21 protein-coding genes are annotated in these 24,212 nt (G+C 62.1%); 14 read left to right on the plus strand and 7 right to left on the minus strand.

Going from position 1 to position 24,212, the window contains the following annotated elements; genetic code table 11:
* Positions 1–150 precede the first annotated feature (150 nt).
* The 6 genes from HMPREF3009_RS13715 (at position 151) to HMPREF3009_RS04760 (ending at position 6,601) form a co-directional block, all read left to right on the plus strand.
* The gene (locus tag HMPREF3009_RS13715; protein WP_070680362.1) at positions 151–846 is read left to right on the plus strand and encodes a hypothetical protein; all 696 of its coding nucleotides are present in this window, start codon (positions 151–153) and stop codon (positions 844–846) included.
* 266 nt (positions 847–1,112) lie between these two features.
* Positions 1,113–1,694, plus strand: a complete 582-nt coding sequence (locus HMPREF3009_RS04740; protein WP_070680364.1) for a hypothetical protein — start codon at positions 1,113–1,115, stop codon at positions 1,692–1,694.
* A 194-nt stretch (positions 1,695–1,888) separates the two neighbouring features.
* On the plus strand, positions 1,889–2,650 hold the full coding sequence (locus tag HMPREF3009_RS04745; protein WP_070680367.1) for a 5-oxoprolinase subunit PxpA: 762 nt from the start codon (positions 1,889–1,891) through the stop codon (positions 2,648–2,650).
* Positions 2,650–4,197, plus strand: coding sequence for a 5-oxoprolinase subunit B/C family protein (locus tag HMPREF3009_RS04750; RefSeq protein ID WP_070680369.1), 1,548 nt, complete (start codon positions 2,650–2,652; stop codon positions 4,195–4,197). The genes HMPREF3009_RS04745 and HMPREF3009_RS04750 overlap by 1 nt, the downstream gene beginning before the upstream one ends.
* Positions 4,198–4,221: 24 nt before the next feature.
* Positions 4,222–5,979 carry an acetyl/propionyl/methylcrotonyl-CoA carboxylase subunit alpha gene (locus HMPREF3009_RS04755; RefSeq protein ID WP_070680371.1) on the plus strand — a complete coding sequence of 586 codons (1,758 nt, stop codon included), beginning with the start codon at positions 4,222–4,224 and terminating at the stop codon, positions 5,977–5,979.
* Positions 5,980–6,001: 22 nt separating this feature from the next.
* The gene (locus HMPREF3009_RS04760) at positions 6,002–6,601 is read left to right on the plus strand and encodes a GntR family transcriptional regulator (protein ID WP_046649182.1); all 600 of its coding nucleotides are present in this window, start codon (positions 6,002–6,004) and stop codon (positions 6,599–6,601) included.
* A gap of 449 nt (positions 6,602–7,050) precedes the next feature.
* Here the strand turns inward: HMPREF3009_RS04760 and HMPREF3009_RS04765 are convergent, their stop codons facing one another.
* Positions 7,051–7,830: a putative hydro-lyase gene (locus HMPREF3009_RS04765; RefSeq protein WP_232760937.1), complete on the minus strand. Its 780-nt coding sequence runs from the start codon at positions 7,828–7,830 to the stop codon at positions 7,051–7,053.
* Positions 7,821–8,984: an NRAMP family divalent metal transporter gene (locus tag HMPREF3009_RS04770; protein ID WP_175974499.1), complete on the minus strand. Its 1,164-nt coding sequence runs from the start codon at positions 8,982–8,984 to the stop codon at positions 7,821–7,823. The genes HMPREF3009_RS04765 and HMPREF3009_RS04770 overlap by 10 nt, the downstream gene beginning before the upstream one ends.
* A 308-nt stretch (positions 8,985–9,292) precedes the next feature.
* On the opposite strand from HMPREF3009_RS04770, the gene HMPREF3009_RS04775 reads away from it, so the two are divergent.
* From HMPREF3009_RS04775 to HMPREF3009_RS04795, 5 genes are all read left to right on the plus strand, one after another.
* The gene (locus HMPREF3009_RS04775) at positions 9,293–10,453 is read left to right on the plus strand and encodes an acetyl-CoA C-acyltransferase (RefSeq protein ID WP_070680377.1); all 1,161 of its coding nucleotides are present in this window, start codon (positions 9,293–9,295) and stop codon (positions 10,451–10,453) included.
* Entirely contained in the window at positions 10,454–12,685 is a 2,232-nt protein-coding gene (locus HMPREF3009_RS04780; protein WP_070680381.1) for a 3-hydroxyacyl-CoA dehydrogenase/enoyl-CoA hydratase family protein, read from the plus strand. It abuts the gene before it with no gap.
* A 276-nt stretch (positions 12,686–12,961) separates the two neighbouring features.
* The gene (locus HMPREF3009_RS04785; RefSeq protein ID WP_035006260.1) at positions 12,962–13,771 is read left to right on the plus strand and encodes a metal ABC transporter ATP-binding protein; all 810 of its coding nucleotides are present in this window, start codon (positions 12,962–12,964) and stop codon (positions 13,769–13,771) included.
* Positions 13,768–15,534 carry a metal ABC transporter solute-binding protein, Zn/Mn family gene (locus tag HMPREF3009_RS04790; RefSeq protein ID WP_232760940.1) on the plus strand — a complete coding sequence of 589 codons (1,767 nt, stop codon included), beginning with the start codon at positions 13,768–13,770 and terminating at the stop codon, positions 15,532–15,534. Before HMPREF3009_RS04785 ends, HMPREF3009_RS04790 begins: the two co-directional genes overlap by 4 nt.
* Positions 15,535–15,824: 290 nt before the next feature.
* The gene (locus tag HMPREF3009_RS04795; protein ID WP_011273191.1) at positions 15,825–17,036 is read left to right on the plus strand and encodes an IS110 family RNA-guided transposase; all 1,212 of its coding nucleotides are present in this window, start codon (positions 15,825–15,827) and stop codon (positions 17,034–17,036) included.
* A 238-nt stretch (positions 17,037–17,274) separates the two neighbouring features.
* Here the strand turns inward: HMPREF3009_RS04795 and HMPREF3009_RS13030 are convergent, their stop codons facing one another.
* Together HMPREF3009_RS13030 and HMPREF3009_RS04805 are read right to left on the minus strand one after the other, a co-directional pair.
* On the minus strand, positions 17,275–18,186 hold the full coding sequence (locus HMPREF3009_RS13030) for a DUF559 domain-containing protein (protein WP_083312710.1): 912 nt from the start codon (positions 18,184–18,186) through the stop codon (positions 17,275–17,277).
* Between the two features lie 363 nt (positions 18,187–18,549).
* Positions 18,550–19,725 (minus strand): acyl-CoA dehydrogenase family protein, encoded by a 1,176-nt coding sequence (locus HMPREF3009_RS04805; RefSeq protein ID WP_070680388.1) that lies wholly within the window; start codon positions 19,723–19,725, stop codon positions 18,550–18,552.
* A gap of 264 nt (positions 19,726–19,989) precedes the next feature.
* On the opposite strand from HMPREF3009_RS04805, the gene HMPREF3009_RS04810 reads away from it, so the two are divergent.
* On the plus strand, positions 19,990–20,547 hold the full coding sequence (locus HMPREF3009_RS04810; protein ID WP_046647001.1) for a TetR/AcrR family transcriptional regulator: 558 nt from the start codon (positions 19,990–19,992) through the stop codon (positions 20,545–20,547).
* Here HMPREF3009_RS04810 and HMPREF3009_RS04815 read toward each other — a convergent pair.
* Together HMPREF3009_RS04815 and HMPREF3009_RS04820 are read right to left on the minus strand one after the other, a co-directional pair.
* Positions 20,544–21,593, minus strand: a complete 1,050-nt coding sequence (locus tag HMPREF3009_RS04815) for a hypothetical protein (protein ID WP_070680391.1) — start codon at positions 21,591–21,593, stop codon at positions 20,544–20,546. The two genes, HMPREF3009_RS04810 and HMPREF3009_RS04815, sit on opposite strands and share 4 nt — an antisense overlap.
* Positions 21,586–22,080 (minus strand): RNA polymerase sigma factor, encoded by a 495-nt coding sequence (locus HMPREF3009_RS04820; protein ID WP_046647003.1) that lies wholly within the window; start codon positions 22,078–22,080, stop codon positions 21,586–21,588. The genes HMPREF3009_RS04815 and HMPREF3009_RS04820 overlap by 8 nt, the downstream gene beginning before the upstream one ends.
* Before the next feature lie 93 nt (positions 22,081–22,173).
* Between HMPREF3009_RS04820 and HMPREF3009_RS04825 the strand changes: the two genes are divergently transcribed.
* Both HMPREF3009_RS04825 and HMPREF3009_RS04830 read left to right on the plus strand, forming a co-directional pair.
* Positions 22,174–23,214 carry a ribonuclease HI gene (locus HMPREF3009_RS04825; protein WP_070680393.1) on the plus strand — a complete coding sequence of 347 codons (1,041 nt, stop codon included), beginning with the start codon at positions 22,174–22,176 and terminating at the stop codon, positions 23,212–23,214.
* Positions 23,215–23,252: 38 nt separating this feature from the next.
* Positions 23,253–23,714 carry a hypothetical protein gene (locus tag HMPREF3009_RS04830; protein ID WP_049156335.1) on the plus strand — a complete coding sequence of 154 codons (462 nt, stop codon included), beginning with the start codon at positions 23,253–23,255 and terminating at the stop codon, positions 23,712–23,714.
* Here HMPREF3009_RS04830 and HMPREF3009_RS04835 read toward each other — a convergent pair.
* Entirely contained in the window at positions 23,711–24,166 is a 456-nt protein-coding gene (locus HMPREF3009_RS04835) for a YdcF family protein (protein WP_070516035.1), read from the minus strand. The two genes, HMPREF3009_RS04830 and HMPREF3009_RS04835, sit on opposite strands and share 4 nt — an antisense overlap.
* Positions 24,167–24,212 lie beyond the last annotated feature (46 nt).

A 24,212-nucleotide genomic window follows, 5' to 3' on the forward strand; every position in this document is an offset into this window, starting at 1 on the left:
AGTACTCCCGAAAATCGAAGGTTTTTCGTCTTACATCAGCCGCACGCGTGGGATCTGAGTTACACTCCGAACCCAACCGATACCGGTTAACGGAATGATTCATTCCACTTTCCATCACCCTTTCACCTTCTACCTATTCTCGGAGTACTTATGTCTAACTTCTCTCGCGGCCTGCTTGCCGCAACCCTGACCAGTTCACTCGCATTCGCTGGGGCCACCGCCGCCTCTGCTGAGGAAGCTGCCACCACCAACTGCGGCTCCCCGAAGGCCGAGTTCACTGCCACCGTTGATGGCAAGGAGCACACCTTCAAGAAGGTCAGCGAATTCCTGTGGCAGGCCACCGACGATGAAAAGGTTGAGCTAAGCCGCGCCGATATCTTCGACCTGGCTAAGGATGGCGAAGACGTATGCGATGCTGAATCTATCGATATCGACGACTGGGGCACCGGCAACGATGGCGGCGGTTCCGACAATGACGAGACCGACGGCGACGATGAGTCAGACGGCAACACCGGTGGCGACGATGACGCCGACAACGACGACGAGTCCGAGGGCGGCGACGATGACGCTGACAACGACGACGAGTCTGAGGGCGGCGACGGCGGCGACGACGCTGACAACGGCGACGACGAAGACTCCGAAAACGGCGACGGTGACGAGTCCGAGGGCGACAAGGATAAAAACAAGGACAAGAGCTCCTTTGATGGCATCAAGGATGCACTATCCTCCGAGGACGGCAAGCCGACCGACCTGGGCATCGCAGCAATCGTCATTGGCGTCCTTGGCGCACTGGCTGCAATCGTCCCGAATGCTGCACGCGCACTGGGCATCAAGCTTCCGTTCTAACCTGAAGCACTAAAACGCCATTTCTTCGGCGTTGACTAGTCACCCCCAATCACTTCGTTCAAGTGATTGGGGGTGTTTTCAATGTCCGGAAAACACCCGTTAGCTAAGGGGCAGATTAAAAATAGTCAAATTTATATTCAAAGCTGCGACATCCGCTGCACGAGCGACCTACACTCTTACCTCAGCCGATACCGGTTATCTGATTGGTTCTAAAACCTTTCCGATTCACTATTTTTCACTTCTATTTCATCTCTACTGGAGACAACATGAATAACTTCTCCCGCGGCCTGCTCGCCGCAACCCTGACTGGCTCTCTCGTATTCGCTGGCACCACCGTCGCTTCTGCTGAGGAAGCTGCCACCACTACCAACTGCGGCACCCCGAAGGCTGAGTTCACCGTCAAAATTGACGGCAAGGACCACACCTTCAAGAAGGTGAGCGAGTTCGCCTGGCAGGCCACCGACAATGCAGAGCTCACGTTGAGCCGCTTCGATGTCTTCCAAATGGCCAAGGAAGGCGCAGCAGTTTGTGAATCTGAATCGATCGACCTCGGCGATTGGGGCGCTTCCCAGGGCGGCCCGGGCAAGGTCGACTTCGATATCGTCGACGGCGAGCGCCAGGATCCTGCACCTGTCGAGGACGAAGACAAGGACAAGGACAAGAACGAGCAGGACAAGGATAAGGACAACAAGGATAAGGACAATAAGGACAAGAAGAGCTCCGTTAAGGATGAGCTCTCCTCCGAGGACAACAAGCCGACCCCGCTCGGCATCGCTGCTATCGTTGCCGGCGTTCTCGCCGTCATCGCAGCTGCCTTCCCGTTCGTCAAGAACGCCCTGAAGCTCTAAGTCTTTAACGCCTGTTGCACAGGCACCTAATACCAGCGCCTCCGCGCCACAGCACCCGTGGCACGGGGGCGCTTTCACTTACCCCCACAACGCAGTTGCGGGACACACTTCACAAACTGACGTGATGCGGACTACACTAGACACCCATAGATTGTTCAACAATTCGAGAACTATAGAAGAGGTGTCCTCCTGTCATGAGCACGCTGCACATAGACCTCAACGCTGACCTCGGCGAAACCACCGCCGGCAACCCCGTGGCCGATGACGCCGCGATGCTCCAGCTCGTCTCCTCCGCCAACGTCGCCACTGGCTTCCACGCCGGCGACCCGCACTCCATCGCGGGCACCCTCAAGGCGGCCGCAGAAGCAGGCGTCACCGTCGGCGCGCACGTGGGCTACAACGACCCAGCAGCATTCGGCCGCCGCTTCATCGATTACGCTCCCGCCGAGCTTGCCGACGAAGTCACTTACCAAATCGGCGCCCTCCAAGCCCTGGCCCAGGCCAACGGAACCCGCGTGGCCTACGTCAAGCCGCACGGCGCGATGTACAACACCATCGTCCACCACGAGGCCCAGGCCCACGCCGTTATCGACGGCATCAAGGCCTTCGGCGATCTGCCCGTCATGCTGCTTCCTGGCGGCATCGCCGTCGACATTGCGGAGAAGAAGGGACTGACCGTCATCCGCGAGGCCTTCGCCGACCGCAACTACAACCCCGATGGCACGCTCGTCTCGCGGCGCGAGGCGAATGCGGTGATGGGTGATGAGGGGGACGTCGTCAAGCGCGTGCTCGAAGTCGCTGAAACCGGATCCATCACTGCCATCGACGGCTCCGTGCTCAACGTGGATGCCCAGTCGGTGTGCACGCACGGTGATTCGCCCGGCGCGGTGAAGCTGTTGCGCGGTGTAGTCAAGGAGCTGCAGGCGCGCGGGATTGAGATTCGGAGCGCTATCTGATGCATATTCACCCCGTAGGAACGCGCGCGCTGCTCGTGGAGCTGGAGGACTTGTCCCAGGTCATGGCGTGGCATGCGGCCCTCGACGCTAATCCGCTCAAGGACCAAGTCGACGCGATTGCTGCTGCCACCACCCTGCTGTTGACCTTTGCCACGCCGAACTCCGCCGCAGCTGCTGCTGAGAAGCTCCAGGACTTCCACCCCACCGCGCAGGCGGGCGAAGATCCGCGCTTTGTGGAAATCGACGTTCTCTATGACGGCGAGGACCTCGATGAGGCCGCCGAGTTGATGGGGATGTCGCGCGAAGGCCTCATTGACTGGCACACGTCTACCGAGTGGCTCGCCGCCTTCGGCGGATTCGCGCCCGGCTTTACCTATTGCACACCGGCGGACCCGGCGCAGAACTTTAACATCGAGCGCCGCGCCACCCCGCGCACCGCGGTGCCGGCGGGTGCTGTCGGAATTGCTGGCGGTTTCTCCGCTGTCTACCCGCGCGTCTCCCCCGGCGGCTGGCAGCTGCTGGGTACTACCTCGACCCCGATGTGGGAATCCGATGCCCACCCGCCAGCGCTGGTTCAGCCCGGTGACCGCGTACGCTACCGTGCGGTGAGCTCACTGCCAGAGGTGGTGTCCACCACTCCTTTCGGCCGCCGCACACCGGCACGCCTGCCGCGCTTGGAGGTCCTCGATGCGGGCCTGCTCACCCTCTTCCAGGATCAGGGCCGCCCGGGCCGCGGCAACTTGGGTGTCACGCCCTCGGGCGCTGCCGACCTGGCAGCGGCCGCCACGGCCAATGTCGCGGTGGGTAATCCGCGCGGAGCCACCGTGCTAGAGAATATCGGCGGCATTCGCCTGCGCGCGCTGACCGACGCCGTCGTGTGCGTCACCGGCGCCCAATCCCGCGTCCTGCTGGACGATATGCCGGTGCACCTCGCGCGCCCGGTGCTCGTCACCGCTGGCTCAACGGTGACCGTGGATCCCGCGACGGTGGGTCTGCGCAACTACATCGCTATCCGCGGCGGCATCGTGGCGGATGCGGAGCTGGGCTCGGCCTCCACCGATGTGCTCTCTGGGCTGGGCCCTGCGCCAGTGCGGCTGGGCGACGTCATCGGCGTCCTCCCCCGCTCCACCGCAATGACCGATGCCCAGCTAAGTAACCCGATGCGCGTTCGTGAAGGCGCGAATGGCCAGACCGAGGGCGTGCTGCGCTGCGTGCTCGGCCCGCGCGATGACTGGTTTACTCCCGAGAGCCTGGAGGCCTTCCTGGCCACCGAGTGGACTGTTACCGCGCAATCCAACCGCGTGGGCGTTCGCCTGGTCGGCCCGGAGGGTTCCGCAGCGTTGAGCCGCGCCCGCGAGGGCGAGCTGCCCTCGGAGGGCATGGTTGCCGGTTCGGTCCAGGTCCCGCCGAGTGGTGAGCCCGTGATTTTCCTCCGCGATCACGCCGTGACCGGTGGCTACCCGGTCATCGCCACTGTCCTTGAAGAAGATATTGATATTGCCGCGCAGCTCCCGCCGGGAGCGACGGTCCGCTTTGAACTCGCTTAAACACTAGTAAAGGAACACCCACTCATGATCTCTGCAGTCCTTATTGCTAACCGCGGCGAGATCGCCGTCCGTATTGCCCGCACCGCGCGTGACCTGGGCATCCGCTCCATCGCCATTTACTCCGAAGCCGATGCCGGCGCCCTGCACACCCAGGTGGCTGACGAAGCTTATGCGCTTCCCGGCAACTCCGCGGCGGATACCTACATGAACATCCCGGCGCTCCTCGATATCGCCGTGCGCGCCGGCGCTGACGCCATCCACCCCGGTTATGGCTTCCTCTCGGAGAACGCCGACTTTGCCCGCACCGTAGCGGAGGCCGGCCTGACGTGGATTGGCCCCTCACCGGAGTCCATCGAGCTGCTCGGTGACAAGATTGCTGCGCGCCGCGTGGCCGAGGAGGTCGGCGCCCCGCTGGCACCGGGTACCTCCGATCCCATCGATGACTGGCAGGAGGCCCGAGCCTTCGCTGAGGAGCACGGCCTGCCCATCGCCATCAAGGCGGCTTATGGCGGCGGCGGACGCGGCCTCAAGGTGGTGGAAAACCTCGAGGACATCGAGGCCGCCTTCAACTCCGCCGGCCGCGAGGCCAAGGAGGCTTTCGGGCGTGCGGAATGTTACGTGGAGAAGTTCCTGACCCACCCGCGCCACGTGGAGGCGCAGATTCTGGCCGATACGCACGGCAACGTCGCCGTGCTGGGCACCCGCGATTGCTCCACGCAGCGCCGCTTCCAGAAGCTCATCGAGGAGGCCCCGGCACCCGCGCTTAGCGACGAGCAGCGCACCGGCATCCACGAAGGCGCCCGCGCCATCTGCGCGAAGGTCGGCTACACCGGTGCAGGCACCGTCGAGTACATCGTCTCCGAGGATGGCACGATTTCCTTCCTCGAGGTCAATACCCGCGTGCAGGTGGAGCACCCGGTGACCGAGATGGTCACGGGCGTGGACATCATTGCGGAGCAGTTCCACATCGCCTCCGGCGAACCGTTGTCTTTCCTATCTGACGCTCCCGCGTCAGACCCCGTGTCCGACGGCCACGCCTTCGAGTTCCGCATCAACGCCGAGGACATCCTCAACGGCTTCGCGCCGTGCCCCGGCACCATCGTGCGCTTCGAGCCGCCGACGGGTCCTGGCATCCGCGTGGATTCCGGCGTGCGCTCCGGCTCCATCGTCCCGCCCTACTATGACTCGCTCGTGGCCAAGCTCCTGGTGTGGGGGCCGACCCGTGAGATCGCGCTGAAGCGCGCGCAGCAGGCCCTCCAGGAATTCGATATCGAAGGTGTTCGCACCGTCCTGCCCTTCCACCGCGATATGGTCTCTTCCCAGGTGCTCGTGGACCACGGCGACGCCGATGCCGCGGCCGGCATCTACACCGACTGGCTCGACCACAACTACCGCCCCTCCGCGGAAGCTACGAGCACTACCGTCCCTGTCGAGGCAATCTACGCGCAGCGCACCCGCGTTGCGCTGGAAATCGACGGCAAGCTGGTCAGCGTGGGCTTCCCCACGGAGATGTTGTCGCAGGGGCCGGCGAAGGGGGCGTCGGCAAGCGCGGCGTCTGGGGCCAGCGGCAGCGGCAACGAGGTGACCTGCCCCTACGAGGCCAACCTCGTGGCATGGAACGTAGAAGACGGCGAGACCGTCGAAGAAGGCCAGGCCATCGCCACGATCGAGGCAATGAAGATGGAATCCGCGGTCAAGGCCCCGTCCGTGGGCAAGCTAAGCCGTGTGGCAAAGGAAGGCTCGAGGCTGGAACCGGGCGCGGTGATCGCCACGATTTCCTAGCCGGCGGGCTACTGTAAGTCGCATGCTTGCAGATTCCGTCGCCTCCGCGCTTCGCGCCGCCATCTCCGAGGGCGAGTACATGCCCGGACATCAGCTCAGCGAGGTCCGCGCCGCCGAGCGCTTCGAATGCTCCCGCAACACCTTGCGGGAGTCTTTCGCCATGCTCGCTTCCGAGCGCATCGTGGAGCGCATCCCGCACAGGGGCGTGTTCATTGCCACCCCGGATGCCGATTTCGTGCGCGATCTGTACTTTGCGCGCGCTGCCATCGAGCCGGCCGCGGCGCGCTATGCCACCTTCGAAGACCCAGGCGAGCTGGTGCGGCTGACCGAATCCGCCGTGCTTTCCGACGCACCCCGCCCCCTCATCAACCAGCGCTTCCACCGGCAGTTGGTCGCTGGCTTGGGCTCGCCGACGCTGGACCGCTCCATGTCGCACCTGCTGGCGCGGATGCGCTTGACCTTCTTGTTGACGCTGGAGCGCTACCCGCAGATTCACGATAATCACGTCCAAGCCAACATCGACTTGGCCCACCTCATCGCGCAAGGCGAGCGTGAGGCCGCCGCCGATGCCTGCCGAGCGGACTTGATGCGCGCGATGGAATCGATTCTCCGAGTCCTCTAACTGCGCCTCCGCGACACAGGACCGCCAGCGTTTGCAGGTACTTCTTCGCCCGCGGATCCAGCTTCGCCCGCGGGCCTACCCTGCGTTTACGGGCCTTTTTCGCCCGCGGGACCGTTTTCGCTTGCGCAAACAGCTAATGAGCGGCCATGGGGGCAGTTCGCAAATGGCATCTTCTAAAAGGCGTCAGTCAAAAGGCGTTTTCACGCCTAAAAACGCCTTTTGGGTTGCACACATGGCGTTTTTAGCCCCAAAGACACCTTTTGGCGGATGCCATCTGCGGGATGCCTTTTGTGAGATGCCATCTGGTGACGAGCCACGCGGCAGCGTACTCGGCGGTGCGCCGCGATTAGTGTGAGGCGTCTAGTCACGGAAGGTAGTGCCGCGGCGTGGAGCAGAATGACGAGACCGGAAAGCACTCCAGCCGCTGCGGCAGTAACTAAGGGCAGTAACTAAGGGATGAGGAAATCGCGGTCTGGGATGTCAGTGACGAGCATCTTGCCTGGGGCGTGCGTGATAGCCAGGCTGGGCCGCGAGTTCATCACGATAGCCTGCGGGGTCACGCCGCACGCCCAAAAGACCGGGATGGTGCCCTCGGGAATGTCGACGGCTTCGCCGAAATCGGGCTGCGACAAGTCCTCGATGCCGATGGCCGCTGGGTCACCCACGTGAACCGGGGCGCCATGGACGCCTGGATAGCGGGAGGTGATGCGGACGGCATCGGACACCTGGCTCGCAGGAATGGGGCGCATGGAGACCACCATCGGCCCCGAGAAGGCCCCCGCCGGGGTGCAGGGAATCGTCGTGCGATACATCGGTACGTTGCGGCCCTGCTCGATATGAGCGATGGAAATACCATCTTCCACAAGTGCATTCTCAAAGGTGAAGGAACAACCAATGAGGAAGGAGACGATGTCTTCGGAGTAGAAGGGGGAAGCGTCGCCAAGCGTCTGCGTGAGCTGGCCGTCCTCATAGATGTTGTAGGCGGGGATATCGGTGCGGATGTCGCCGCCCGGGATGAGCTCAGAGGTGTACTGCCCCGCCTCCAGCACGCCGACGATGGGGCACGGCTTGGGATTGCGCTGAGCGAAGAGGAGGAAGTCGAAAGCGTACTTGCTCGGCAGCGCGATGAGGTTGGCCTGCATGAAGCCGCGGGCGTGGCCGGCAGTGGTGATCATGTCGTGCGTGCGAGCAAAGGCGCGCACCTCTGACGGAGTCTGCATCATGCCCATAGGTTAACGATTCCGGAGATGGATTTGATGCCGATGAAGATTTCCAGCACGAGCGCTAGCACGCCAGCGATGAGGAGCCACATCGGCTGCTTGACACCGTGGGTGAGGTCGTGGCGCTTGAACGCGACCCACATGATCATGGCGAAGGCGATAGGCAGGATGATGCCGTTGAAGGCGCCCGCGAAGATGAGGAGTTTCTGCGGCGCAGAGTTGAGAATGCCGTAGAGGATGGCGCAGACCACGATGAACCCGACGGTCAGGAAGTTGCGGGTGCGCGGGCTGACCTTCTGGGTGGTCACGAAGGTGATGGAGGTGTAGGAGGCACCGATAACGGAGGACAGACCTGCGGCGAAGAGGACGACGCCGAAGGCGCGGAGGCCGAACTCGCCGGCGGCGTGGCGGAAGGCATCGGCGGCCGTGTTGTCCTCAGAGAGCGCAACACCAGTAGACACAACGCCGAGGACCGCGAGGAAGAGCAGCACGCGCATAATGCCGGTGATGATGATGCCGAGAACGGAGGTCTTGGTAATCGCGTTGACGTTCTCCGGGCCCGAGAGGCCGGAGTCGATGAGGCGGTGTGCACCGGCGAAGGTGATGTAGCCGCCCACCGTACCGCCGATGAGGGTGGTGATGACGAAGAAATCGACGCTCTCCGGCATGACGGTGTTCTTCAGGGCCTCCCCTACCGGCGGCTGGGAGACAATCGCCACGTAGAGCATGAGCAGAATCATGATGGCGCCGAGCGCGGCGACGATGCGGTCCAATGCTATGCCTGCGCGCTTGGACAGGAAGATGAAGATGGCGATGGCGGAAGCGATGAGGCCGCCGATGCGGGCATCGATGCCGAGCATGGCGTTCAGGCCCAAGCCGGAGCCGGCGATGTTGCCGATATTAAAGACCATGCCGCCAATGAAGACCAGGATGGCGAGGAACCAACCGAGGCCAGGCAGAACGGTGTTGCCCAGCTCGTTGGCACGCATACCGGAGATGGCAAGCACGCGCCACACGTTCAGCTGAATAGCAATGTCGACGATGATCGACAGCGCAATGGCGAAGGCGAAGGCCGCACCCATCTGGACGGTGAAGACGGAAGTTTGGGTCAAAAAGCCGGGGCCGATGGCGGAGGTAGCCATGAGGAACATGGCGCCGGCCATGGCGCCGATGCCCTTGGGAGGCTGCACCTCTGTCGGCGCGTTGTGGGCGGCTTCCCGGGAAGCGGAGGGGTTGGTGGGTTCCGAACTCATTGTTGGGCACCTTTCGTGACGAAGGTCGCATTAAACGTTGGTGAAAGCATAGGGGTTGTTCAACAATCTGTAAACAGCGCGGGGGTGGCGCACGTTACACCCTTGCCAAAACTGCAGCGACCCACACACCCTGACCGCACACCGTTGCGCGCCTCCAAAAGGTGACCTAGGATACTAAGTTAACTAATCATCATTCGTATTCATCAACGGAGGAACCCATGCCCCAGGACATCTACATCGCCGGGGCTGCACGCCTGCCCATCGGCAAATTTGGCGGCAGCCTCGCGCGCCTCTCCCTCACCGAGCTCGGTTCGCTTGCCGCCGAAGCAGCTATTGAGCGTTCGGGGCTTACCGGAGCAGACCTCGATACCGCCGTAGCCTCCAACGTCATGCCAGTGGTTCCGAAGGACCTCTACCTCTCCCGGGCGATTGCCAAGAACGTGGGCATGCCAGACTCCTCCACCGCCATGGGAGTCAACCGCCTCTGCGGCTCCGGTGTCCAGGCCGTCATCAGCGCGGCCCAGCTCCTGCAGACTGGCGACGGCTCCCTGGCGCTGGCCGTCGGCGCGGAATCCATGAGCAACGCGCCCTATTCCGTCGAAGGCGCGCGCTTTGGCAAGCGCATGGGTGACGGCAAACTCTACGACTGGCTCACCGGCGCACTCTCCTGTCCCTTCGGCACCGGGCATATGGGCGTAACCGCGGAGAACGTCGCCGCCGATAACAACATCACCCGCGAGCGCCAGGACGAGTTCGCCGCCGAATCCCAGGCGCGCGCCGCGAAGGCCCGCACGGAAGGTATGCATGCCGAGGAAATCGTCCCCGTCGGCGAGCTGGATTTTGATGAGGGGGTGCGGGAGACGGACGTCGAGAAGCTGGCAAAGCTCAAGCCCGTCTTCGTTAAAGATGGAACCGTCACCGCCGGCAACGCCTCCGGCATCAACGATGGTGCCGCGGCCGCCGTGCTGGCCACCGCGGAGGAGGTGACCAAGCGTGGCCTGGACCCGCTGGCAAAGATTGTGTCCTGGTCCGTCGCGGGCGTGGACCCGACGCGCATGGGCATTGGCCCGGTCGCCGCCGTGCCGAAGGCTTTAGAGAAGGCCGGCCTGAGCCTAGACGATATCGACCTCATCGAATCCAACGAGGCCTTCGCCGCCCAGGCCATCGCCGTGCAGGATCATCTGGGTTTCGACCCGGCGAAGACGAATATCTATGGCGGTGCCGTCGCGCACGGCCACCCGGTTGGCGCCACGGGCATCATCCTGCTGACCAAGCTGGCTTATGCGCTGCGCCGTCAGGGTAAGCGCTATGGCCTGGTCACCATGTGCATCGGCGGCGGTCAAGGAATCGCCTTGATTATTGAGAATGGAGCGAAGTAAATGAGCATCACCAAGGTAGCCGTCATCGGCGCAGGGTCTATGGGTTCTGGCATCGCCGCGCTCTGCGCCTCCGCAGGCATGGACGTCGTGCTGCTGGACCAGAACGCGGAGGGTGCCCAGAGAGGTGTCGAGATCCAGCTCAAGCGCAAGGGCTTCCACCTGCCGGAATTTGCCGAGCGCGTTCGCGCCAGCGATGACTACGCCCTGCTGAAGGACCGCGAGTGGGTCATCGAGGCCATCTTCGAGGACTTGGGCGCCAAGCATTCGCTCTACCAGGCCATCGAGCCTCATTTGCCCGCGGACGCTCTGTTGAGCTCGAATACCTCAACCCTGCCGCTAGCCTCTCTTCTTGAGGGCGTGCCGGAGGCCCGCCGCGATAAGTTCGCCATCACGCACTTCTTCAATCCGCCGAAGATCATGCGCCTGGTAGAGCTCATTGCGTCTGGCCCGACGGAGGCTGCTCTGCGTACGACCATCGAGCAGACGCTGGGCAAGATTGCGCTCGAATGCCGCGATACCCCAGGGTTTATTGCCAACCGCGTGGGCTGCTACTGGATGGCTGCCGGCGTGGCCCGCGCCCGCGAGTTCGACGTGAGCTACGAGCTTGCCGACGCTTCCTTCGGCCGCGCCTTCGGCATTCCCCGTACCGGCATTTTCGGGCTGCTCGATTACATCGGATTGCAGCTGGTCAAGCCTATTTGGACGTCGTTGGAGACGGCCCTGCCGGCGGGCGATCCACTGCTTAACGTCCCCCTCGGTGATGATCCCTTCATCGCAGGGCTCGTTTCTCGGGGGCTGACCGGCCGCACGGGTGAGGGCGGCTTTTACCGCGGCCGAAACGAGGTCATTTCTGAGTCCTACGAGTACGTACCCCGCTCGACGTTGTCTGATCCCGTCGTGGGCCTCAAGGATCCCCGCGAGGTCATGGACACCGACTCCCCCGGCGGCCGCTTCGCCCGCGCGGTCTTCCTCGACACGCTGGCCTACTGCTGCGAGGTCGCGCCCTCCATCGCGGACCACGTGGGCCTCATCGATGAGGGCCTCACCTTGGGCTTCGGTTGGAAGAAGGGCATCTTCGCGCTTGCCGACGCCATCGGTATCGACCACGTCGCCTCCGCCTACGGCTCCGATGTTCCTGCATTGGTCTCGGCCGCTGCTCAGGCGGGTGGCTTTTATGGCGAGGGCTCAGTGCTGTCCTCGACGGGTTCTCGTCAGGAGCTCGCGCCGCGCGAGGGCGTCGTAACGCTGGCCTCTCTTGATACTGAGACCATCGTTTCTCTGGAGGCGGGCGCGGTCCACACGGTCTCCACCCCGGCTGGCCGCATTGGCATCATCGACCTGCACACGCCGATGAACTCCCTGCCGACCCCAGCTCTCGAGGTCATTCGGGCTGCTCTTGGCGCCGTGACCTCAGAGAACCTCGTCGCGCTGGTCATCGGTAATGACAAGCCGGTCTTCTGCGCGGGCGCAGACCTCGCTTCCATCGCCTCCGCAGGCGAATCCGGCGACGTCTCGCTCGTCGAATCCCTCCTCTCGGACGGCTCCACCACCCTGCGCGCCCTCAAGTTCGCCCCGGTGCCGGTCGTAGCGGCTGTGCGCGGCGTGGCCTTAGGCGGCGGCTTCGAAACCGCGCTGGCCTGCGACCGCGTTGTTGCTCACGCCGATACCCGCCTCGGCTTCCCGGAGCGCACCGTGGGCCTCTACCCCGGGTGGACGGGAACCATCTCCTCGCTGGAGCGCCTCAAGGCAGCCGGTGTCGAAGACTATCACCAGAAGGCCTTTGATTTCATCGCCTCGGCACGCAACTTCTCCTCTGCTTTCGAGGCACAGAAGACTGGCTTCTTATCCTCGGATGACGTCGTGCTCATGTCTTTCGACCACGTCCTCGCTCACGCTTTGCTCGAGGCCACGGACCTGGCTGCCTCCTACACCCCGCCTGCAGACGCTTCTATCGAGATGTACTCTGGCTCCCCCGCCTTGGACCGTGACTGGCCCATCGAGGGCACCACCGAGAACGACCACGTTATCGTGGCCAAGCTCGCCGAGATGTACACCGCTCCCGCTTCCTCCTCATCCGCCGCTGCTCCTGACTCCAGCTCCGCCCCGGCTTCGCTGAGCTTCACCGAGTTCTGCGAGCGCGAGGTGGAGTTCGACGTGCCGCTGGTCCTCCTCCCAGCCAACGTGGAGCGCGCCAAGCACATGGCTGCGACCCGCAAGCCCCTCAACAACTAGCCCCGGCCGCTTCTATTTCCCAACCCCGCTCCCTTTTCGGAGTGGGGTTTCTCCTTGTTCGTTGCGACCTGGACCGGCAATTGACAGGCAGGTTTAAGCTGGTCACTTGCAAGTTTGAGCTGGTCATTCTGTGTACAGCTCAAACTTGCACATGGTTCCACTTAAAAGGCATTAGTCACATGGTTTACTTGCCCGTTACCCCCAACACCACCCCACCCCAAAGTTCAATACATTGAATTTGGTGATTCATTGAACTGAACACTATTCTTGGCTGCCATGAGTATTAGCGTCCAGAACTTGAGCGTGAGCTACGGCGCGAACACCGCGATTCGGAACATCAGCTTCACCCTCGACTCCCCCGGCATGCACGGCATCATCGGCCCCAACGGCTCAGGCAAATCCACCCTCATGAAGGCGATGCTCCAGATCCTGGACAAACACAACGTCCACGGCACAGGCCCCACCGGCGCCCCTGCCGGCTACCCCGTCACCCTCGACGGCAAGGCCCCCGCCGAGCAGCGCCGCGCAATCGCTTATATCGAGCAGCGCTCTGACCTCGACCGCAACTTCCCCACCAGCGTCTTCGACACCGTCCTGATGGGCACTTACCCGCGCCTGGGTCTTTTCCACCGCCCCGGCAAGGCCGAACGCGAAGCAGCCACCCAGGCTCTCAAGGACGTCGACATGTGGGACTTTCGCCACCGCCACATCAGCGAACTCTCGGGCGGACAGTTCCAGCGCGTCCTCTTTGCCCGCGCCATCGTCCAGGACGCGGAGTACATCTTCCTGGACGAGCCCTTCGTCGGCATCGACGTCCCCAGCGAGAAGACGATCGTGACCCTGCTGCGGCAGATGGCGGACGCGGGCAAGCACGTCGTCGTCGTGCACCACGACATGAACACGGTGCGCGGCTACTACAACGACCTCATCGTCCTCAACGGCGAGCTCGTCGCGGCGGGTCCCACCGAGGAGGTCTTCGTCCCCGACGTGCTGCAGAAGGCCTTCGGCGCGCTCGTCATCCGCGAGCCGTCAGCACCAGCCCACCCCACGCCACGGCAGGCAGCCCTCCAGGAGGAGACAGCATGATCGCGGAGTTCCTCGACTCACTACTCAGCCACGGCTACCTGCAAAACGCGCTGATCACCTCGGTGATCGTGGGCGTGGCCTGCGGCATCGTCGGCAGCTTCATCGTGCTGCGCGGCATGGCCCTGATCGGCGACGCCATCTCGCACGCCGTACTGCCGGGGGTCGCGGCCTCCTACCTGCTCGGCACGAACCTCTTCCTCGGGGCGGTGGTCGCGGGTCTACTCGCCACACTGGCGATCGGGCTGATCAGCGAACGCTCCACTGTGAAGAACGATTCGGCGATCGGCATCGTCTTTTCCACCTTCTTCGCGATCGGCGTGCTGCTCATGGCGAAAGCGCAGACGGCGACGGATCTGACGGAGATCCTCTTCGGCAACGTCCTGACCGTTCAGGACGCCGACCGCAACCTCTCGATCGGTATTGCCGCTGCCGTGCTGATTCTCACGCTGGTCTTTTACAAGGAGCTCAAGCTCAGCACCTTCGACCCCGTCATGGCGCAGTCGGCTGGCGTGCCCGTGCGGGCAATCCACTACGGGCTGATGGTGGTGCTCACGCTGGTGACGGTCATTTCCCTGCAGACGGTGGGCGTGATCCTGGTGGTCTCCCTGCTGATTACTCCGGCGTCGGCGGCGTACCTGCTGACGAACCGGCTGGGAGTGATGATCGGGCTTTCAGTGGCGATCTCGGCGCTCAGCTCCGTAGTGGGGCTGTTCCTGAGCTATAGCTACAACGTGTCCTCCGGCGTGACGATCGTGCTGACCGCCAGCGCGCTGTTCCTGCTGGCTTTCCTCTTCGCGCCAGGCAAGGGACTGATTGCTCGCTCGCTGGGCAATAAGCCACTGGCCGCGCTGTTGGCCCTCCTGGTGGGCGGTGCCCTCGTGTTCGGGGCCGTGACCTTCTCGACGGAGGAGAAGGCAGACGGTGAGCAGCTGAACGTCGTCACCACCTTCACGCTGCTGGCGGACCTGGTGGAGGAGATCGGCGGCGAGGCGGTGGACGTCCATAACCTCGTGCCGACCGGCACGGACCCGCACGACTACGACCCCCTGCCCGCGGACCTGGATGCGACGAGCGACGCCGACCTGCTGTTCTACAACGGGCTGAACCTCGAGGGCGGTGAGCACGGCTGGCTCGCGAAACTGAAAAACACCGCGGGCCTGGACGATTCCCAGATGGTCGAGGCCACCAAGGGCGTGGAACCGAAGTACCTCAAGGACGAAAAGGGCAATCAGGAGATCAACCCGCACGCCTTCCTGGACCCGACCGTCGGCATCGCGATGGCCGAGAACGTGACCGCGGCGCTGGCCGAGGCCCTGCCCGAGCGTGCCGAGCACATCGAGGAGAAGGGGGCGGAGTACAAGGCCATGCTGGAGAGCATCGACGCCGACTACCGCGAGCAGATCGGTGCGCTGCCGAAGGAGGATCGTGTGCTCGTGGCCAGTGAACATGCCTTCCAATACATGGTCGACACCTACGGCATGGAGCAGCTGTATATCTGGCAGATCGACACGGATGAAAACGGCTCCCCCGCGCAGATCGGACACCTCGTGCGCCAGCTGAAGGACAAGCGCCCGAAGCACCTGTTCGTGGAGTCGAACGTGGATACGCGCCCCATGAAGACCGTCTCGAAGGAGGCCGGGATTCCGATCTTCGACGAGCCACTGCACTCCGATGAGCTCGGCAAGCCGGGCACGGTCGCGGGAACCTACGAGGATTTCCTGCGCAGCAACTTGAAGACCATGATCGCGGGGCTGAAGCGCTAAAACGCGAATGCTCGAGGCCCACATGCGTTGGGCTTCCCCGGTCGCATTCCCGTTACCTTGTGAGTGTCCCCGATAATGGGGATAGTCGCTGGTCCCGGTATGGCTTACCTGCCCTGCAGTTTCCATAATCCGGGGGTGTTGCCGCCGGGTGCCAGGACTTTCGATGACAGCTGATAGGGACACGGCCAGTTTTAAACTAGGTCTCTTTGTAACGTGGGTGCTTGCAACGAAGGTCATGACACCAGCGACTGGAACAACGCCATACCCATCTCGTTTTCTAGGAGCTCATCATGTCTCCGGAGCATTCCATCGACATATTCCTTGGGTTAGACGTCGGCAAATCTGAACACCACGCCTGCGCCTTAGACCGTGATGGCAACAAGGTCTTCGACAAACCGTTGCCTCAACTCGAATCCGAACTAGCAGGCGTTTTTCACCAGCTTCAGAAGCTTGGCACCGTGCTCGTGATCGTCGACCAACCCAACACCATCGGCGCACTACCGATTGCTGTAGCCCGGGACTGCGGTTGCGAAGTCGGATACCTGCCAGGTCTTGCGATGCGCAAAGCTGCAGATCTCTATCCGGGACGTGCAAAAACAGACAAACGCGACGCATTCATCATCGCCGACACCGCCCGCACAATGCCCCACACGCTACGTGCCGTCGACCGCAATGATGAGGTACTCTCCGCCCTAAAGATGCTGTCCGGCTTCGATGATGACATCGCCCGCGATTGCACTCGCACTGTCAATCGGCTTCGCAGTGTCCTCACCCAGATCTACCCCAGCCTGGAACGAGTTTTTGCTGGTAGCACCCTGACTCGCACGCCGATCCTGGAATTATTGATCCATTACAAGGGACCGCAGGGGCTAAAAAGAGCCGGATACCAACGAGTGTTGAACTGGATGATCAAGCGCACACGTAAAGACCCCACCCCGCTGGTAGACGACATTTTTACAGCGCTGAAAGCTCAAACAGTCACCGTGCCTGGAAGCGATGCCGCCGAGTTAGTAATTCCTCAACTGGCTGCAAACATCCAGGCCCTCAAAGAGCAACGAAACACCATTGCTGAGCAGGTTGAAGAGATGCTCGCTGATTTCCCTCTTTGTGAGGTCTTGATGAGTATGCCCGGAGTCGGCATCAAGACCGCAGCGCAGATCCTTCTTGCGATCGGTGATGGCTCCGACTTCGCTAGTGCTGGCCACTTAGCTGCTTATGCTGGAATAGCACCCGTGACTAGACGATCCGGTTCGTCGATCAGAGGTGAATTCCCGGCACGGTCAGGCAATAAACGACTGAAAAACGCCTTGTTCTACTCCGCATTCGCAGTTATCCGCAGCCACGAACCGTCACGGCGGTATTACGAACGCAAACGCGCTGAAGGAAAACGCCACAACGCAGCAGTCATCTGCCTGGCACGACGCCGATGCAATGTCATCTACGCGATGCTGAAAAACAAGGAGTTCTTCCGCGAAATCCCGCCACGCCCCGTCGCCGCATAAAGCCCCAAAGACGAAGCCGACCAGCACACGCTGGCCGGCTCCTAGGCACGCCTAAGAAACTACTCCCAAGACTGTGCTCGTCAACATCGGTCTGGCACTTGACAAAAACATAGGGACACCCCCCAAGTAAACCATCTAGGCGTTTACAAACGGTTCGTTTGCCCCCAAACAAACCTTTTCACTAATGCCTTCTGAATGAAACCATCTGGCAGCGCCCTCGTGCTGACAAGGAGGCTCGCTAGGCTGAACGAGGTTGCACGGTGTTTAACGCACCGCGCACCTCGTTAAGAACCTGTTCTCGGTTCTGGAGAAGATCCCGTGGTGAATAGCGCAGCACGATGTATCCGAGATTCTGAAGGTATTTCTCTCTTTGCCGCTCAGCCCGTATCACCGCTTCGGTAGATTTTCCGTAGGTCGCTCCGTCGTACTTCACAGCGCCGTCTATTTCCATGATGACTTTGCCGTTGAGAAGCAAGTCCGGCCGATACCCACCCTGAAGCTCTGGCTGAACCACGAGATTCTTTCCCAGACCTTCCACAATTAACATGCCGCGCGCATAGGACTCATAGGGAGATTCGGCGAGGGCGGTAGCATGCATAACCACTTTCCTAGCCTGAGCAGCACCTTTTACACGGCCCATTGCCGTGATCATTGACCGTAAATCGTCAATGCTAACGAGTCGTTTGCGCAAAGCGGAGTCGACAGCCATCAGCCCTTCCTCAAACGTCGCAAGCCGTGCGACGTCGATGCAGGTGCGCGCAACCGACGTGCACCGAAGCCCGAAGCGCTCCATAATGTCTGAGGTTGGCAGCCACATTTTTCGGTACATCACCTTGCTATCCCATTGCCGTCGCGGCGGGACTGTTTTGGATTGCCGTGCTAGAACAACCTGTGCGTCCCGAGACGACAGCGTCCACAAGCCCAACAGTTTGGCCGCAGATCTTTCCACGAGAACTGACCGATGAGCGCTACGCCCGAAGGCAACGATGTCAAAGAGATGGCGTTGGTAGTAAGGAAGAGCTGAATAGTACTCGCTGTTTATCGCGTAACGCGAGGTGAGGCGAATAAGTTCACCTGAAGCAAGTTGTTTCCACACAGGGTGGTTGTTCGAAAGGGGTCGTAGGTAAATGAGGTGTGAATCGTCAATCATGCTTCCATCATCATGGCTTCCAGCCCTCAAAAGCTACGGTCGATTCCCCGTCTGTGGATAACTACAACTCATCCATCGAATTGGCTGATCCTTCAACAAAGTAATCCACAAGGTTCCACTCACAAGGCTTCACTCAGAAGTCTCTAGTCAAAAGGCCCGTTTGCACCCAAGTAAACCTTCTAACAGCACAAAGAAGGTTCGTTTGCCCCCAAACAAACCTTCTCACTAATGCCTTCTGAGCAGAACCATCTTCGACCGCTCACGACGGTTCCAACAGAGGCCTCCCCACCAGGACTCGAACCTAGAATGACCGCGATAGTGGGAAAAGATGGGCACGGTGGAATATGGGGCCACTTCGAAACGCTACTTGTAGGCCGAGAAACCGGTAATCTTCTTGCCCATAATCAGGGATTGCACGGTATCGGTTCCTTCGTAGGTGTGCATGGCCTCGATGTCGGCGAAGTGGCGCGCGATGTCGTTTTCTAGCAGGATGCCGACTCCGCCGAGCATGTCGCGGGCATCAGCGGCAATTCGACGAGCAGCGCGGGTGTTGTGGAGCTTCGCCGCCGAGGCTTGCTCCGGAGCCAAAGTCCCTGCGGTTTCGCGTAATGAGACCTCACGGCAGGTCAGCATCATCTGGCTCAAGTCAAGCACCATGTTGGCCAAGCGTTGCTGAATGATCTGTGCCTTCGCCAGCTCGCGACCAAACTGCACGCGCTCGAGCACATAGGAGCGGGCAATCTCATAGCAGGCCACCGCCGACCCCAGCGCCATCCAGGACACACCAATGCGTGTAGCAGTCAGCACGCGAGACACATCCTTGAAGCTGCGGCAGCCCGGTAGCTGGTTGGCGGCGGGGATTCGGCAATCAGTCAACGTGATGTGCGCCTGGTGGATAGCGCGAAGAGAAAGCTTGCCCTCAATAACGGAAGCCGAATAACCAGGAGCCTCCTGCGGCACGATGAAACCGCCAACATTGCCATCCTCCATGCGCGCATAGATCATCGTGATGCCACCGGAAGCGCCGTTGCCGATCCACTTCTTCTCACCGTTGAGCACCCACTCATCGCCATCGCGCACCGCGGTCGTCTCCAAAGCAATCGAGTCCGAACCGTGAGCTGGCTCCGTCAGCCCGAAAGCGCCGAGCAGCGAACACGAAGCCATCTGCGGCAGGTACTCAGCCTGCTGTTCCGGAGAGCCCAGCATGGCAATTGAGCGCATGGCCAGCCCAGCCTGCACCGCAATCACCGTGCCCATCGAGGCATCCGCGCGCGTGACCTCCATGAGTGCCAGGCCAGCACCAAGCGTGGACATCTGTTCATGGCCTTCCACCGCCAGGCCATCCGTCATCACGTCCAAGTCGCCCAAGCGCTGAACCAAGTCCAGTGGGTACTCCGCAGCCTGCCAGTGCTGGTTGATCACCGGGGCGGAGTACTCACGAAACTGCGCTGCACGCTTCCACCCCGCAGCATCGGACTCAGAGAGGCTGTCAAAAACACCCAAGAAATCAGTGGTGGACTCAAAGAGGTTGTGAGACATGGTGAGTTCTCCAATAAACAGGCAATACGAATGGCTATTAGCCCTAATTGTGACCTGACCCTCCATTGGCTGTCAAGTGCCTCACACATAACGTGACACGACCACACACAACGCGGCACGACCACACACAACGCGGCACGACCACGCACAACGCGGCACGACCACGCAAGGACAGTCACCAGACAAACCAGCCCCCAACCGTCCCCCACACCCCACATCGCAGGTACACTAACCACCATTAGCTCATTGAGGAGGACGCCCACCATGGCCAACCAGAGACGCCGCGACCAAATCGCCGCCGCCGCACTCGACCTCTTTGACCAACGCGGCTATCACGCCACCGGCATGGAGGACATCGCCAAAGCCGTCGGCATGCGCGCCTCCAGCCTGTACAACCACTACTCCTCCAAACAAGAGCTTCTCGCCGAAGTCACCATCACCGCCATGGAGGACCTCCTGCGCGCCAACGCCGCCTGCCTCGCCGGGCTGAGCGATCCCCGCGACAAGCTCGTCGCCACCATGAAAGCCCACGTCATCTACCACGCCACCCACGCCCGGCGCGTCCGCGTGGTCAACAACGAGCTCACCAACCTCGAAGAGCCCCACAAGTCCGTCGTCCTGCAGCTGCGCCGCGATTATGTCGCCCGCTGGATGGCCGTGGTCAACGAGGGCGACTTCCACGCGGAGAACCTCAAAATCGCCTGCTGGGCGCTCATCGATATGGGCATCGGCGTGGCCCAATGGTTCAGCCCCGACGGTGATTACACCGCCGAGGCTTTAGGTGACATGTACGGCCAGTTCGCCCTGCGCCAACTTACCTAGGGCGCGCAGCCAATCTGCTGCTCTTCCTCGCGCCCATCCGGGTACTGCACGCGCACGCGAGAGTAGACCTCGGCATGATAGCCGCACGCCACGCGCTTGTCGACGACCACCTTGACGCGATCCTCATTGAATGTGCCTTCCGCGCAATTGGGGTCGCAGTCGTTCTCAATCGCCACGCCCTCTGCCTCTGCGGAGTCGGCCCCCCAGCGCTGCCAGTCCAATTCGTTGACCAGGTAATTATTGTCAGCGCACGCTAGCGAGATGCGGTCCGGGCCCTCCAGGCCTGTGACGGAGACGCAGTCCAAGATCGCGGTGGCATCGATGGTGGTTTCCACGTCCGGGCCTACGAGGCCGACCACGCGCACCAGTTGGCCGGTCGCAGGCAAGACGGAGAAGGAGACGCGGTCAGAATCGCGAATCACGGTGACCAGCTGGTCCTCGCCTTCGCCCTCAACAGTGCCGACCTCATTGCCTTCCGCATCCGCCAGCATGTCATAGGCGATCTTCTGCTGCTCGCTACTCAGGCCCGGCTGGAGCAGCAGCTCCAGCGCGCCTAGCGCGCGATTCGGGGCGGAATCCGCCAGCTTCTCCAACCCGGCGCGATCGGTCGCAACGACGAGGTCTTCTGGGTTGATGGAGGGCTGCGGATCGAAGCCTGGCACCTCGCCCTGTGAGGAAACCTCCACGGCACCGCCAGCATCCACCGCATATTCGGTGATTGCCGTGGCATCGCCGAGGGTATCGACACGCTTCATGTATTCCTTCGCGGTCACGCCCTTATCCACGGCATCGGGCTGGGTTGCGGCTGCCTCGCCGGCCTGGGTCAGAATCTCTGCCGCCGAGGCCACCGGCTCCGAATTATTGAGCAGCGGGAAGGCACCGCCGATGAGCGCGAGCACCGCGACGGACGCCGCCGCAATGGTCCACGTGGGGCGGCCCTTCGTGATCTTTGCGAGGGTGTCTTCGGAGCGGGTGAGGGAGGCGTCGTCAAGCGCAGTGTCGGGAACGGGGTTGGCGGCGCGGAGTTTGTCGAGAGAGTTAGACATCGGTTTCTCCTGTGAGTTCGGAAAGGTGGGTGCGTGCGCGGTGCAGGCGAACGCGCACGTTGTTGCGGGAAATGCCGAGGACCTCGGCGATATCGGGATGGTCGAGCCCCTCCCAGGCATGGAGAGTGAGAATTTCGCGCTCGGCGTGCGAGAGCTGCATCAGCGCGCGCGTGATGTCGAGGTTGGCATCGACAGCGTCATAGCCGGCGTAGGACTCCAGCTCGTGATCATCGAGGTTCTCCGTCTCCCGGCGGGTGCGGTAGAACTCGCGCATCACGTTGCGGGCGATGCCATACAGCCACGGCAGCGGCGTGCCGCGCAACGAGTCGAAGCCGGCCCACGCCCGCTCGAAAACGTCGGCCGCCAACTCTTCGGCATGGCTCGGTGGGACGCGGCGGCGCAGGTAGGCCAGCACCGCCGGATAATGCTCGCGGAACAGGCGGGAGAACTCCCGCTTGCGCGAACCAGGCAAGGTAAGGACAGACACTAATTAACTCCAGATTCCTATTGGGCTCACTGAGTATGTTGCACCAGACGCCCAAGCGTTACAGCGGACTGATCAAATGGTTTACTAAGGGGGATGGAACCACTCGAGCTCTCCGCCCTGACGGGCACGCAGTCGCGCACCTACGGCACGCGCAAGATCACTAAACACATGCTCTCAGCACCTGTGCACGTGGCCATTGCGCTGTGGGACGAGCGCTGGGATTCTGCGGAGGACGGGACTATCGACGGCTGGGTCATTGCCGTCAACACCACGAAGACGCGCTTTGTGCGCAAGGGCCAGATCATGAAGGGCGACATCGTTGAGGTGGCCGTCCGAGAGTTGGAGAAGGCCACGAAGAATATCCGGGGGCGCAAGTGGATCGTCACCGGCCGCCGGCAGGCAGCGCTGCGGGCTGCGTTGGAGGAGCGCGGTTACACCGTGACGGGGAGTTTTGCGGAGGAGAATAGGGCGTCGAAAAGCGCCAGCTCCGTGCGGCGCAAGCAGGCCGGCATCACCGCGCGCCGCGCGAAGAAGGAGGGCGAGGCGCCACGCAAGAAGCAGGTCGTAAAGGTAGAAACGCCGAAGGCGCACTGGTGGCCGAACTTCTCGACGGCCTCCTCCTGGCCGGAGGGCGCCACCGTGCGCATCGCCACGGATGCCTCCTCGGACACGGTATTCAAGGGCTCCATGTGCTTCGTGGCCAGCAATGGCGACTACCGGTTGCGCACGCGCAAGACGACGGCGAGCACCGATGAGCTTGAGCTCGAATCCTTGACGCTCGCACTGAAGTACCTGCTCAAGGTTGGCGCAACCAAGGCGATCATCGAGTCGGACTCCGTCGCCGCCTTGGAGGCGGTGGAGCAGATTCGGACGAAGGGCTCAAAGGCGGTGCGCTCCCGCGGCATGTGGCGGGGGCTATCCTCGGGCTCGCGCTCGCGCTTCCAGCAGGCATGGCACGACGTGGAGGGGATCTGCGAGGTAACCATCCGTCGGGTGATGGGGCATGCGGGTGACCCGCTGAACCGGGCGGCGGACCAGATTGCGTACATGGGCCTGCGCGCAATTGCGCATCCGATGAAGCAATCGCGGGCGACGCTGAAAGAGGGCATCGCGAAGACGCTGGCTAAGCTCTAATTCGGGGTTCGGCGCACTGGTGGCCTAGGGTAAATCGCATGAGCAATCCCTTTGACTCCAATCCTTTCGAGGAGCCGGCCAAGCCTTTCAGCGGCCGTGGAGCGAACCCCTTCGCGGAGCCCGCGCGTGAGGCGTATGCGGCGCCTTCTGCGACTCCGCCTGTGACGCCTTTCGCGGATCCTTTTGCTGAGCCTTTTGCCGAGTCTGAGCACGCATACGCCCCGGCCCCGCTGCAGGACTATTCCCTCGAGCAGCACTCAACGGGCGGCAAGGTTCACCGCTTTTCCGTCTTCAAGGGCCTGCTCAGCCTGTTCTCATTCTTGGTCGGCTTCACCGCGATTACCGATGGCGACGTAGCCTTCGGCCTCGGCTTCGCTTTGCCCGGCGCGTGGTACTTCATCAAGACGCTGCAGCAGAAAGCCAACCCGACCACGCCGCAGAAGCGCCACTGGTTTGTCATTTGGCTCATCGCCATCGTGCTCATGTTCTTCGGTGCCTAGGCCACAAGCCGCCGCCACACGATGCGCAGCAGCGAATGCGGGGTCGCCACTACCTCGCGCAGGTAGTTCCACGGGCGGTCTCTTCGCGGGGTGCCAACACCATGCGTGCGGACCCGAATCCCTAGGTGCCAGGCCCACATGCGGGTGCGCAGCACGTGGAAGTCATTGGTCACAACGCGGAAGTAGCTATAGTCCGGGCACAGCGCATGTGCGCGCTCAAGATTCTCGTTGGTGCTCGTAGCGAGTGGTTCGAGGCGAATCCGCTCCGGATTAACGCCCCGCTCGATGAGGTAGCGCGCCATCGGCTCCGCTTCCCCGTAACCGGATACGATGATCGGCTCCTCCGGCAGCATGCGAGCCATCACCACCGCGCGGTCCAAGCGGCTGCGCAGCAGCGAGCCAGGCTCGCCGCCCTCCACGCGCGCGCCCAACACCAGAAGCGGAAACTGCATGCCCGCTAGCTTAGCGTGCATACTGGTCAGCATGAGTATGTGCGTA

Origin of the sequence: Corynebacterium sp. HMSC034H07 (genome assembly GCF_001815175.1) — a bacterium.
GTDB lineage: Bacteria > Actinomycetota > Actinomycetes > Mycobacteriales > Mycobacteriaceae > Corynebacterium > Corynebacterium hiratae.